At 73.0% G+C, this 13189-nt stretch carries 9 protein-coding genes; 1 reads left to right on the forward strand and 8 read right to left on the reverse strand.

From position 1 onward, the window contains the following. Positions 1-159 precede the first annotated feature (159 nt). From ACIBKY_RS19420 to ACIBKY_RS19450, 7 genes are all read right to left on the reverse strand, one after another. Positions 160-873: a PIG-L family deacetylase gene (locus ACIBKY_RS19420; RefSeq protein WP_397098029.1), complete on the reverse strand. Its 714-nt coding sequence runs from the start codon at positions 871-873 to the stop codon at positions 160-162. Continuing rightward, a complete protein-coding gene (locus tag ACIBKY_RS19425) occupies positions 873-2006 on the reverse strand; it encodes a hypothetical protein (protein WP_397098030.1) in 1134 nt (377 codons plus the stop codon). The genes ACIBKY_RS19420 and ACIBKY_RS19425 overlap by 1 nt, the downstream gene beginning before the upstream one ends. 24 nt (positions 2007-2030) lie before the next feature. Next, complete coding sequence (locus tag ACIBKY_RS19430; RefSeq protein ID WP_397098031.1) at positions 2031-2684, reverse strand: DUF6875 domain-containing protein; 654 nt, start codon at positions 2682-2684, stop codon at positions 2031-2033. Between the two features lie 3 nt (positions 2685-2687). Beyond that, entirely contained in the window at positions 2688-3917 is a 1230-nt protein-coding gene (locus ACIBKY_RS19435; protein WP_397098032.1) for an FAD-dependent oxidoreductase, read from the reverse strand. Then, entirely contained in the window at positions 3914-4876 is a 963-nt protein-coding gene (locus ACIBKY_RS19440; RefSeq protein ID WP_397098033.1) for a methyltransferase, read from the reverse strand. The genes ACIBKY_RS19435 and ACIBKY_RS19440 overlap by 4 nt, the downstream gene beginning before the upstream one ends. Before the next feature lie 64 nt (positions 4877-4940). Further along, positions 4941-6251: an MFS transporter gene (locus tag ACIBKY_RS19445; RefSeq protein ID WP_397098034.1), complete on the reverse strand. Its 1311-nt coding sequence runs from the start codon at positions 6249-6251 to the stop codon at positions 4941-4943. After that, positions 6244-10341 carry a thioester reductase domain-containing protein gene (locus ACIBKY_RS19450; RefSeq protein ID WP_397098035.1) on the reverse strand — a complete coding sequence of 1366 codons (4098 nt, stop codon included), beginning with the start codon at positions 10339-10341 and terminating at the stop codon, positions 6244-6246. Before ACIBKY_RS19450 ends, ACIBKY_RS19445 begins: the two co-directional genes overlap by 8 nt. 114 nt (positions 10342-10455) lie before the next feature. On the opposite strand from ACIBKY_RS19450, the gene ACIBKY_RS19455 reads away from it, so the two are divergent. Then, positions 10456-11964, forward strand: coding sequence for a glycoside hydrolase family 3 protein (locus tag ACIBKY_RS19455; RefSeq protein WP_397098036.1), 1509 nt, complete (start codon positions 10456-10458; stop codon positions 11962-11964). On the opposite strand, the gene ACIBKY_RS19460 is transcribed toward ACIBKY_RS19455, so the two are convergent. Continuing rightward, positions 11954-13132: an ROK family protein gene (locus tag ACIBKY_RS19460; RefSeq protein WP_397098418.1), complete on the reverse strand. Its 1179-nt coding sequence runs from the start codon at positions 13130-13132 to the stop codon at positions 11954-11956. The two genes, ACIBKY_RS19455 and ACIBKY_RS19460, sit on opposite strands and share 11 nt — an antisense overlap. Positions 13133-13189 lie beyond the last annotated feature (57 nt).

Here is a 13189-nt window from a genome sequence, read left to right on the forward strand (position 1 = left end):
GGAGCCCCTATATGCCGACAAATCGACGCTAACACCGCATAAGGCACATATAAGGAGATAAAGGGAGTATTGGCGCGTTCTTGGCGTGCAGCCCCTCAAGCCCAAATCCGCATGGGAACGATCGGTGGAAAGTATCTTGTGGCCTTGGCATTACCGAGGTCAGAAGCGAGCCGCCCATACCAGTTCGTGCATGAGCGGCCCCGGCATCGCCAGCACCTCCCCGAAATCGGTGGCCAGCGGCGCCAGCTGGGAGGCATAGGCCAGCACCGCCCTGCGCTTCGCCACCCACGCCTCCCCCTTCAGCGACGGCGCGCGGCACGGCGCGATGGCGCAGGACAGCGCCCTGATCGGCGCCCCCGCCCGGGGATGCTCGGCCAGCGCGCCCGCCGCCGCCTCGGTGCCCCACTCGGGCACGACCGAGGCGTACGGCAGGTCGGCGTAGATCCACGGCGCGGGCAGCCCGGCCCCGGCCAGGGCGTCGAGCGCCTGGTCGCGTACCTGGGCGTGGTCGGCGTTGCCGATGCCCATCGGGATCAGGATCCGGGTGGCCGCCCCGGCGTGGGCGCGCAGGAACTCGGCCAGGCCGGCCAGCCGTACGCCGTTGGCAGGCAGGTCCGGGTTGTCCAGGACGAGCTGCTCGACGCCGAGCAGGTCACACGCCCTGGCGTCCTCGGCCCGTCGCTCGCGGGCGGCCTCCGCGGCCGACGTGAACCCGCACAACCGCTCCCACGCCGACGGCGCACGGCCGGTCGGCGGCGCGCCACCGAACACGGTCACGAACACCGCCGGGCGGGGCAACGCGTTGAGCAGCCCCGACACCGACAGCGCGGCGTCGTCGAAGTGTGGCGAGAGCACAATCGTGCGAAAACTCACTACCTGGCTCCGTTTCGCGTCAGTGCCAATCCCCGGCTGCCGCGTTTGCGGACGTAGGCCAGGCCGTCGCAGACCTGTTCGAGGGCGGGCGGGGCCAGTTCGCGGCGTTCGGCGACCCGCCAGACGTCCTGCTCACGCACCCATGGCCAGATCGTGTCGGCCATGCGCTCCTCGGCCAGGGAGATCAGCAGGACCTCGGCGGGCAGGTCGCGCAGCACGTCGAGGTCCTGCCCGTAGTACAGCATCTCGCCGAGCAGGTAGACCTTGGCCGGCCAGCGGCGATGCGCGGCCAGGTCCTCCAGGCTGTCGGGCAGCGCCGCCACGCCGTGCTCGCGTTCCAGGCGGTCGCGGAAGAGCGGGTTGGGCTCGGCCGCGTGCACCGCGTACCCCTTGGCCAGCAGCCGCGCGGTCAGCGCCCCCTGGCAGGCGCCGACCTCGACCACCGGCCCGTCCTCCGGCACGCACCAGCGCGCCACCCACGCCGCCGTGGCGTCCAGACGGGCCATCTCGTACGGCGAGCCGCGAAACTCCCACGGGTCGTCGGCCAGCGCGGCGTCCTCCCCGAGGCTGGCCGTGAGCGCGTAGAGCCGGTCGGCCTGCCCGGCGTCCACCCGGAAGAACCGCTCCACCGAGGGCACCCGCTCGGTGGTGACCAGCCGATCGGCCACCCGGCTTGCCAGCAGCGCGGCACCGTGCCGTACCACGAACTCGATCTTCGCTGCCGCCTCGGCAGGGGTGAGCGCGGCGGCCTGGTCGGCGAGCACCTGCAGGTGCGCGCTGTCACCCGCCGAGCAGAGCGCCGCGCCCGCGCTCCGCGCCACGGTCCATCCGTGGCGCGCCCGCCGCATGCGGTGGTCGGCGGGCGAGTGGGTCCACACCACCGGGGCGCGCAGGCCGGCCAGGACCTCGGCGACCTGCTCGGGTGTGGGCGGGGCCGCGGTGTTGCGGCCGGGCTCGACATACGGCGCGAGCAGGGCGAGCCGCTCGCGCAAGGGCAGTCCGCCGGGCAGGACGAGCGCCGCGGAGGGCACCCCGACCAGCACGTGGACGTCGTCGTCCGGATGCCGGGTCAGGACGGAGACGAACTCCAGGGCGACGTCCTCGGCATGCAGGACGGCTAAGACAGGCAGCATGGTGGTTTCCCCCGTGATGTGGTGTCAGCCCGGCCGGATCGCGGCGATCGCCTCGCGCAGCGCCGCCGGCGGGCGGTCGCCGAAGCGCTCCAGATAGGCGGCCGTCTGCTTGGGATCGTCCTTGAGGAACGGGAAGTCGCTGGCGACCATGTGCCGGATCGCCAGCAGCGGCACCGGGCTGCCGAGCGGCCTGAAGTCGGGGTTCCAGAGTCCCGCCTTGGGCGGCGGCCCAGGGTAGAACTCGCCGATCATCAGCCCGGCCTCCACGTACTCCTGCTTGAGCTGGAGCTGCGCGGCGTCGATCAGGCCGGCCGCGCGGGCGTGGGGCAGGTCGGGCACCAGCACCAGAATCGTACGGAACTGCGGCGAGACGCCGGCGGGCGCCACCAGCCGCTGGAACCAGGAGCGGTATCCGGCCAGCAGGCCCGACAGCTCCTCCACGGTCGGCTCGCCGGGGCAGACGGCCAGGTAGAAGGTGCCCCGGTCGAGGGAGGTCTGGGCGTAGGGGCAGACGGGGCCTTTCCTGCCGAGGGACGGATGGGGCCGGGTCAGGTACGCGCGCGCCCAGTCGACGATGGCGCGCAGCGGCTTGCCGTACATTTTGACCAGGTCGGAGTCCCCGTCGAGGTCGGCCACTTCGATGAGCACGCGAGTGGGGTCGGTGGGATCCGTGAGCATGGTTTAGCGGACCTTCCTGGCGAGCATGGCGACGGCGGCGAGACCCGCGGCGCCCACCGCGGCCCAGCGCAGGACGGCGTCCTGCCGCTTGGCCTTGGCGAGCGCGTCCGCGTAGGGCGTGGTGGTGTGGGAGACCATGGTGTAGAGGGGAACCCAGCGGCCGGGGAAGATTCTCGCCAACGTCAGATCGGCGCGCTTGCGCGCGTGGTGGAGCGGCGAGCGGACCCGCTCGCGCAGCTCGACGAAGTTCTGCCTGGACAGCTCGTCCAGGACGTCGGTGTGCGGCCGGCGCCGGCGCTCGAACTCGGCGAAGGCGGCGGCCAGGTCGTCGGGATGCTCGTCCAGGCAGGCGTCGAGCACGGTGCAGTCTTCGAGCGCGGAGTTCATGCCCTGGCCGTAGAAGGGGTAGACGGCGTGGGCGGCGTCGCCGATCAGCACGACCTGGCCCTCGTGGTGCCACGGCGCGGTGCGGATCGAGACGAGATGGCCGACGGGGCGCTCGGCGAACTCCTTGGCCAGGTCGGGGATGAGCGCGAGCGCGTCGGGGAAGCGGTCGGCGAAGAACGCCTCCGGGTCGGTGATGGCGGCGAGCTTGTCGTAGGGCAGGAAGAGGGTGGCGGTGGCGGAGCCGTCCAGGTTCGGGTGGGTGACGATGAGCCCGTCGTCGCCGCCCGGCCACACGTGCAGCGCCTCGTGGTGGCTGGGCATCCTGGGGATGGTCAGCTCCTTGTAGCCCCAGGGCAGGTACTCCTGGCGGAAGTCGGCGCGGGCGCCGCGGTGCATGAGCGTCCTGACCGTGGAGAACGCGCCGTCGGCGCCCACGACCGCGTCCGCCTCCGGCAGGGCGCCCAGGGTGGTGTCGAAGTGGAAGGCCACGCCGGCCGAGTCGGCCTGGTTGACCAGGCTGATGACCAGGTCGCGGCGGCGGATCGAGTGCAGGATCTCCGTCCGGCGGTTGCCATACGGGTGGAAGGCGACCTTGCCGTCGGGCGCGTGTACGGCCCGGCCGCGCATGGGCACGGTCAGCGGCTCGATCTCGGCCATGAGCCCGACGTCGGTCAGCGCCCGCATGCCGCGGGCCGACAGGCCGAGGTTGATCGAGCGGCCCTCTTCGTCGTCGTAGCGGCGCGGATCCGGCCGCCGCTCGTAGACCTCGACCTGGTGGCCGCGCCTGACCAGGTAGCAGGCGAGCAGGCTGCCCGCGGGCCCCGCCCCCACTATCGCGATCTTCACTGCGCCTCCCGCCGCGCCACGAGCAGTTCGTCGGTGCCCGGCGCCGACAGCGCCAGGCGCTCGATGCCGCTCAGCCCGGCCGCCGACACCCAGCCGGCGATCTCGTCGAAGGTGTACAGGCGGCCGCCCTGGGTGGCGGCGAGGTTGAGGCTGAAGCCGCCCAGGAGGGCGGTGTCGTGCGCCCCCACGCCGTCCGGCGGGTCGGCGAAGGGTTCCAGGACGAGCAGGACGCCACCCGGCCGCAGCGCGCGGGCCGCACGGGCGACCAGGTCGGCACCGGCCTCGGGGTCGAGGCCGTGCACGACGTTGAACAGCAGCACGGTGTCATGGCCGCCGTCGATGGGGTCGGCCAGGTCGCCGGGGACGAGCCGGATGCGCTCGGCCAGCCCGGCCTCCTCGACGTTGGCGCGGCCCTGCGTCAGCGCGCCGGGCAGGTCGATGACGGTCGCGGTCAGCTCGGGCACGGCGCGGCAGAAGGCGATGCTGTAGATCGCGTGCCCGCCCCCGATGTCGAGGAGGCTGCCGCCGATCTCCGGGGCCGCCTCCACCACCGCGGGGGCCAGCATCCCGGCCAGCCCCGCCAGCATCGTCTGGAAGTCGCGCACCCGGTCGGGGCTGCGCTCCAGCCAGGGGTAGAACGGCTCGGGCGGGCGCCCGGTGCGTACCGCGTCCTCCAGCCCTTGCCACAACTCGCCGAGCAGGTCGTGCCAGACGGCCAGGGCGGGTGCGAATCCGCCGCTGGCGTTGCGGTCGAGCCACGGGCTGGCGGGCGGGCCCGCCGTGTAGAGGTCACCCGACTTGCGCAGGTAGCCGAAGCCCACGAGCGCGTCGAGCAGAACGGTCAGAGGTTCGCCGGGCAGGCCGAGCTTCGCCGCCACGCCCGCGGCGGACTGCGGGCCGGCGCCCAGAACCTCGAAGAGGCCGAGCCGCTGGGCGGTCCCTGCCGTGCGGAAGGCCATGGCGCCGATCAGGTCGAGTATGGCGCCAGGGCCTTGGTTCAGATCACGAAAGGAATGAAGTGCGTCAGGATCTAGATAGAGCGGCATCCGAGGGCTCCTCGATGTCGGGCAGTTCCGTCTCCACCCGGCGCAGGCGCGGCTGGAGGTAGGCCAGAGGCGCGAGCACGAGCAGCCCGGCCCCGGCGAGCAAGAAGATGAAGGCGATCCCGCGGCCGGGACCGGTGCCGATCAGCGCCCCCACGCTGTCGGCCAGCGCCCCGCCGGGCGCGAGCATCGGCTCGAAGACCCGGTCGGCCAGCGGCCCCGCGGCCAGATAGGTAAGGACGGTGGCGGCCTGGGTGACCATGCGGACCGCGCTGAGCACGCGGCCCAGTTCGTCCGGCGCGGTCTTGAGCTGGATGACGGTGATCCCGGTCCCCTGCACGAACGGCAGCGTGAACAGGAACGCCGGGGCGACCACGGCGATCAGCCAGGGCGAGGGGCTCAGGCTGTGGGCGGCCAGCAGCACGCCGCCCGCGACCATGAAGACGAGAATGCCGCGCACCCGCTGCTTCGGGCCGCCCCAGGCGCTCATCACCAGCCCGCCGGCGAAGATCCCCCCGCCGCCCGCGGCCATGAGCACGCCGAGCACGGCGGCCGAGCCGAAGGACAGGATGAGCGGCTGGACGAGCACGCCGGCGATGCCGAAGAACAGGTTGTAGGCGGCGAGCAGGGTGACCAGCCAGAACAGTCCTCGCCTGGTTCGCAGGTAGGACAGGCCGAAGGCCAGGTCGCGCAGCCACGGCTCGGCCGGTCTGCCCTCGCCGGGCCGGGTCACGGCCCGCGACAGGGGCACCAGGTGGAGCACCACCCGGGAGATCAGGAAGGCCGCCAGGTCGATGACGACCACTCCGGTGAGTCCGACGGCGACCAGCAGCGTGCCGGCCAGCAGCGGCGAGGCGATGCGGACGGCGTCGGCCACCTGCATCATGCCGTTGGCCCTGCCGAGCTGCTCCTTCGGCACCAGCAGGGGCATCATCGAGTGGTAGGCGGCCATCTGCGCGGTGCCGAAGACGGCGCCGACGGCGGTGACGAGGTAGATGTGCCAGACCTGCAGCCCGCCGGTCGCCAGCAGCACCGCCAGGGTGCCGGTGGTCAGCGCGGCGCCCAGGTCGGCGCCCATCATGAGCTTGCGCCGGTCCCAGCGGTCGGCCAGCGAGCCGACCAGCGGCGCGAAGACGACCTCCGGCAGGATCGCGCAGAGCGTGATCGTGACGAACTGGGTGGCGGAGCCGGTCTGCTGGAAGACCCAGACGCCCAGCACGAAGCCGGTGATGCTGGAGGTGATGATCGACAGCAGCTGGGAGGACCAGATGATGACGAAGGTCCTAGGCACGACATCCTCCCGGGAGGGTTCCGGAGTCGATCAGGTCGTCGAGGTAGGCGTCGAGCAGGGCGGGCGCGGGCGGGCACACCAGCCCCGCCTGGGCGAGCCTGGCCTCGGTGGCCGAGCAGTCGAAGCGCGGGCCGTGTTCGTCGCCGTACTCGGCGAAGTAGGCGGGGAAGGCGGCGACCGGCAGCTCCTCGCCCTTCTCAAGCCGCTCGCGCACCTCCGCCCGCCACTCCGACGCGGGTGACAGGGCCACGGCGACGCCGTGCGCGACCATGCCGTCCGCGAGCTGGGCCGAGCTGAGCGTGCCCGGGTTGTAGTAGTGGAAGTCGCCTTCGGCGCCATTCCTGGCCAGGTGGCCGATGGCCGCGGCGACATGGTCCACGGGGGCCATGTCGAGCTGTTCGCCGTCGGGAACCGCGCCGAGCAGCGCGCACGTGGCCAGGAACCTGGCCAGGAAGTCGTTCTTGGGCACCTTCCCGGTACGGCTGTCGCCCGAGATCCGGGCCGGCCGGTGGATCGCCACCGGCAGCCCCGCCTCCCTGGCCGCGGCGGCCAGCCGGTCGGCCACCCACTTGCTCTGGTCGTAGCCGAGGTGCAGGTGTTCGGGGTCGGGCAGCAGGTCGCCCTCACGCACCACCCGCTCCCCCGGCGCCAGGTAGACGCCGAGCGTGGAGACCAGGTGCACGGGCGTGGCCGAGCGGGCGGCCAGCCGCAGGATCGCCAGGGTGCCGTCCACGTTGGCGGCCTTGAGCCGGGCGTAGGGGCGGGTGAAGTCGACGGCGCCGCCGTTGTGCAGGATCAGGTCCATCTCGCGGGCGGGCATGATCGGCCCGGTGGCCAGATCACCTGGTTCGGGGACGATCCGGTCGGTGAACTCCTCCTGCCACAGGCCGTGCGCTTCGAGGTTGCGGCGCAGGCGGTCGGCGGGGGCCGCGCCCCTGACCAGGCAATGGACGGTCGCCGTCGAGCGGGTCAGCAGATCGGCGAGGAGGTGGGCGCCGAGGAAGCCGGTGGCGCCGGTGAGCAGGACCCGGGCGGGTTCGCGGCGGGGGCGGGCGGGGACCACGGTGTAGTCGGCCGGCAGGACGGCGTCGCCGTACAGGCCGGGCGGGGCGGTGGCGGGGGCGTGGCCGTCGAGGGCGGCGGCGAGCTCGGCCAGGTCGGCGCTGGCGAAGAAGACGGGCAGTTCGACGCGGACGCCGGTGGCGTCGGCGAGGCGGGTGACGGTTCGCGGGGTGAGCAGGGAGTGGCCGCCGAGGTCGAAGAAGTTGTCGCGGCGGCCGGCGCGCACGCCGAGCACCTCCTCCCAGACGGCGGCGACGGTCTCCTCGGTGGGGGTGCGCGGTCTCTCGTAGGCGACGGCGGCGATCTCGGGCTGGGGCAGCGCGCGGAAGTCGATCTTGCCGTGCGCGGTGAGCGGCAGGGCGTCCAGCGCGACGGCGGCGGCGGGCACCATGGCGGGCGGCAGCCGGTCGGCGAGGAAGGCGCGTAAGTCGGCGGTGGACGGCGGGTTGCCGGTCAGGTAGGCGACCAGCCGGCCGCCCGCGGCGGTCACCACCGCCTCGCGGACGCCGGGGTGGGCGAGGCAGGCGCTCTCGACCTCGCCGGGTTCGATCCGGACGCCGTTGATCTTGAGCTGGCGGTCGGTGCGGCCGAGGAAGTCGAGTGTGCCGTCGGGGTGGCGGCGGACGAGGTCGCCGGTGGCGTACATGGTGGCGCCGGGCAGGAACGGGTCGGGCTGGAAGCGGGCGGCGGTCTGCTCGGGGCGTCCGAGGTAGCCGCGGGCGACGCACTCGCCGCCCAGGTGGAGCTCGCCGGGCACGCCGACCGGCGTGGGGCTGCCGTGCCGGTCCAGCACGTACGCGCGCACGTGCGGCAGAGCCGTGCCGATCGGCAGATGGGTGCGCCCGGTGAGCTCGCCCCCGTCGACGGTCCGGTAGACGGTCGCGCAGACCGTGGCCTCGGTGGGTCCGTAGTGGTTGTAGAAGGCGACCCGGCCGCCGGTGAGCGTGGCCCATGCGCGCAGCCGGTCCAGCGGGACGCTCTCGCCGCCGACCATCATCGTGGTGAGCGGGCCGGTGTCCACGGGGCCGTGGCCGGCCAGGTCCTCCACCCACTGCTGCCACAGGGCGCTGGCGGTGTCGACCATGGTGATGCCGAGCCGTTCGCACAGCGCGAGCAGCGCGGGGCCGCCGAGCGAGGCGGGGTCGGGGTGCAGGACGAGCGCGGCGCCGCTGACCAGCGCGGGGAAGATGTCGCCGACCGAGGCGTCGAAGCTCAGCGGCGGCACCATGAGCACGCGCTGGCCGGGACCGAAGCCGTGCGCGTCGCGGAAGGACATGGCCAGGCGGGCGGCGGTGCGGTGCTCGACGACGACGCCCTTGGGCGTGCCGGTCGAGCCGGAGGTGTAGATCACGTAGGCGGCGCCGGGTTCGCTCGCGCGGCCGGGCAGCCGCTCCACGCCCGCCTCGGAGATCACCGCGGCGCAGCCGTCCAGCATGAGCCGGGTCCTGGTCTCCGGCTGGGCCGGATCGACCGGCACGTACGCCGCGCCCGCCTTGAGCACGGCCAGCAGCGCCACGATCGCCTCGGGCCCGGCGCGCATCCTGATCCCGACGAGCGCGCCCGGCGCGACGGCGAGCTCCTCCGCCAGCAGGCCGGCCCGCCGGTCGAGCTCGGCGTAGGACAGCAGGCCTTCCCCGGTCACCACGGCCGGCGCGTCGGGGGTGCGGGCGACCTGCTGGGCGATGAGCCCGTCGAGCCGGTCGGGCAGCACCAGCGCCAGTTCGGCGGCGGTGAGCATGCGCAGCTCGCTCAGCCGCTCGCCCGGCCGCTCCACCATCTCCTCCAGCAGCCGCCGCAGGTGCGCGGCCATCCGCTCGACGGTGGCGGGTTCGAACAGCTCGCTGCTGTAGGTGAGCATGAACTGCAGGTGGCTCTCGTAGACGACCACGTCCACGGCCAGGTCGAACTTGGCGGGCGCCAGCCCGGAGATGACCGGGGTGCGCTCCAGCCCGGCGAGCGTGAGGCTGCCGGTGCCGTCCGTCAGTCCTTCGTCCGGGTTGTCGAGGTTGAGCATGGCCTGGATGAGAGTGCCGTCCTCGCCGTGGCGGCGTAACGCGGCGACCACCTCGTCGAAGGGCACCTCCCGGTGCGCGAACGACTTCAGCACCCTGCGGCGCACCCTCTTGACCAGGTCGCGCACGGTCGGGTCCCCGGCCAGGTCGGCGCGCAGCGCGAGCGTGTTCACGAACGGGCCGAAGACCTGCTCGAAGTCGACGTCCTCGCGCCCGGCGACGGGGATGCCGACGCAGAAGTCCTCCTGGCCCGAGTACCGGGCCAGGAGGGTCTGGAAGGCCGCGAGCAGCACCATGAACGGCGTGCACCGCTCGGCCCTGGCCAGCGCCGTCACCCGCGTCCAGAGCTCGACGGGCATGCGGTGGATGACCAGGTCGCCGGCGCCGGTGGGCGCGGCCGGGCGCGGGTGGTCGGCGGGCAGGTCCAGCACGGGCACGCCGCCCAGGTCGGCGGTCCAGAAGTCGAGGTGCGCGCCGTGGTCCTGCTCGCGCTGGCGCCGGGCATACTCCGAGTACGGCGGCGCCACCGGCAGCTCCGGCGTCGGCCGGCCCGAGGCGTGGGCCGCGTACAGGGCCGACAACTCGGGGAACATGATCCGCTCCAGCGACCAGGCGTCGCCGATGATGTGGTGCAGGACGAACACCAGCACGTGCTCCCGCTCGCCGACGCGCAGCAGGCTCACCCTGGCCAGCGGGCCCGTGGCCAGGTCGAAGGGGCGGTTGGATCGTTCGGACAGCAGGGCGGGCAGATCGGCCTCGGTGACGTCGAGGAGTTCGACGGGGACGGGCCCGGCGGGGTGTACCACGGCGGAGGGGACGCCGTCGGCCTCGGGAAAGACGGTACGCAGCGCCTCGTGGCGGGTGGCCAGGTCGGTGAAGGCACGCTCCAGGGCGGCGACGTTCAGGGGGCCGGTCAGCCGCTCCGCGACGGCGATGTTGTAGGACGAACCTCCGCTGGAGAGGCGGTCGAGGAACCACAGGCGCTCCTGCGCCCTCGACATGACCGCACTGTGCATGAACACGTCTCCTTGAGCACCATTTGGGAGGTTCACAAACTCTTAGGAAACTTTCCTATTTATTAGTGGAGTTTGATGCTATACACAGGTGATGACCACAGACAAGGACTTGGCATGACGTCATGGGTGAGCTCGCGGAACGCCGAGAGTTCCGCGCTGGCCGGGCTTGCCGACGCCGTGCTGCAACCCGGATTCAAGGGCACGACTCTGCCCGATTGGGTCCGCAAACGCCTTGCGACCGGCTTAGGCGGCATCGCCCTCTATTCGCGAAATTTGGTCGAAAAAGGACAGATAGAGGCACTTACGGCTGCAATCCGGGCGGAGAATCCGGACGTGATCCTCGCGCTCGACGAGGAGGGCGGCGACGTCACCCGCCTGGAGGCCTTCACCGGAAGCTCGCGGCCCGGCAACCTGGCGCTCGGCGCGGCCGATGACCTCGTGCTGACCCGGGGAGTCGCCCAGGGAATCGGGCGCGACCTCGCGCGCGCGGGCGTGAACCTCAACTACGCGCCCGTCGTGGACATCGACGCGGGCCTGGACAACCCCGTGGTCGGCACCCGCGCCTTCGGCGCCGACCCCGAGCTCGTCGCCCGGCACGCCGCGGCCTGGGTCACCGGCCTGCAGGCGGCGGGCGTGGCCGGGTGCGCCAAGCACTTCCCCGGCCACGGCGCCACCGCCGTGGACTCCCACGACGCGCTGCCCACCGTCGAGCTGCCCGCCGAGGAACTCGCCGTCACCGCCCTGGTCCCCTACCGCGCCGTCATCGCCGCGGGCGTCAAGGCGATCATGACGGGCCATCTGCTGGTGCCCGCGTACGACGCCGGCGCCCCCGCCACGGTCAGCGCGCCCATCATGATGCGGCTGCTACGCGAGGAACTGGGCTTCGAGGGCCTGATCGTCACCGACGGGATCGAGATGCCCGCCGTCTCGGCGGCCTACGGGCTCGGGGGCACCGCCGTACGGGCGCTGGCCGCCGGGGCCGACGCGCTCTGCGTGGGCGGGGAGAACGCCACGCCCGGCGTGGTCGGGCTCCTGCGCAACAGCATCATGGCCGCCGTCAACGACGGCACCCTGCCCGAGGAGCGCCTGGCCGAGGCCGCCGCCCGCGTCCGGTCCGTCTCCGCGTGGGCCGCCCGCCACCGCGACCCGTTCCCCCGCCTGCCCGGCGACGACGGCTCGGAGGCCGCCGCGCGGCGCGCGCTGCGCGTGAGCGTCCGGCGTCCGCCCACCGGATCGGGGCCGCCGCACGTGATCGAGCTGGACGCCCCCACCAACCTCGCCATCGACCCGGCCACCCCCTGGGGCCTGGGCGTCCCTCTGTCCCGTCTGCTCCCCGGCACCACCGTGGTACGGCTGAGCGCTCCGGGCACAGCCGAGCTGGACGAGGCGGTTCGCGCGGGCGCCGGGCGGCCCTTGGTGATCGTCCTCAGGACCGCCTACCGGCACGCCCACCTGACCGGTGCGGTCGACCGCGTCCTGGCCCACGTCCCCGGCGCGGTCGTGGCCGAGCTCGGCGTGCCGGGTGAGCAGGTGCCCGGCGCGGTGCACGTGGCGACGTCCGGCGGCACCACGCTGTGCCGCGAGATCGCCGCCGAGGCTCTGGCGAACCTGCTCAGGAGCTGAGCAGTTCCTCCCTGGCCTGGTCGAGTGCGGCCAGCACCGCGCCACGCAGCACCGGGTTCTGCTCCATCGTGCTGGTGACCACCTGCGGCCGGACGGGGCAGATACGCGCCACCGCCTCCTCCACCCGCGAGGTCAGGGCCGCGCCGCCCGCGTGGCCCACCTCGCCGGCCAGCACCACCAGCCCGGGGTCGAGGATCACGCACACGGCCGCCACGCCGAGGGCCAGGCGATGGGCCAGTTCGTCGAGCAGCGGGTCGCCCCGCTCCCCCGCCGCCACGGCCACCCGGACGGCCTCGCCCGCCGAGGCCGCGGCGAAGCCGTACCCCTTGGCGAGTTCGGCGACCACTTCGGCGCTGACGAGCGACTGCAGGCCGCCCGCGAGCGTGGGCAGGCGGCCGGGCACGGCGTGGATGTCCTGGGGCAGCGGCACGCCGGGCACGGCGAGGTAGCCGATCTCGCCCGCGCTGCCCGAGCGGCCGCGGTGAAGCTTGCCGCCGAGCATGACCGCGAGGCCCAGGCCGCGGCTGGCCCACAGCAGCACGAAGTCGTCGATGCCCTGCGCGGCGCCGTCGGACCGCTCGGCGATGGCGGCGAGGTTGACGTCGTTCTCGATCGTGACCTCGCGCTTGAGGTCGCCGGCCAGCGCCTCGTGGATGCCTTCGTGCCAGCCGGGCAGGTCGAAGGAGAAGCGCACGTCACCGCTGCGCGGGTCGACCACGCCCGGCGTGCCGATCACGACGCCGCGCAGCTTGGCCAGGCTGACCTTCGCGCTGCGGCAGGCCTTGACGATCGCGCCGTGCACGACGGGCACGGGGTCGTCGTGACCGTTGGGGTTGACACTGACCTCCGCGATCGTGCGGCCGTGGATGTCGGCGATCACGGTGGAGATGAGCTCCGGCCCGACCTCCAGCCCCGCCACGAACGCGCTTGAGGAGACCACCGAGTAAAGGGCGGCATTGGGCCCGCGCCCGCCGCCCTGCGTGCCGACGACCTCGACCAGCCCTCGCTCCTCCAGTCTGGAGAGCGTCTGCGAGGCCGTCACCTTGGACAACCCCGTCAGATCGCCGATCTGGCCCCTCGTCATGGGGCCGGTGGCCAGCAACAGGTCGAGCGCGGCCCGGTCGTTGATCTCTCTCAGCAACCTGGGCACACCAGGACGTCGCTCCACGCTGTATCCCACCGTCATTCAGTCAAGGTTGTTGGAAGTTTAGCGCTCCAGCTCTTG

Source organism: Nonomuraea sp. NPDC050394 (assembly GCF_044459065.1).
In the GTDB taxonomy this organism is placed as follows: Bacteria; Actinomycetota; Actinomycetes; order Streptosporangiales; family Streptosporangiaceae; genus Nonomuraea.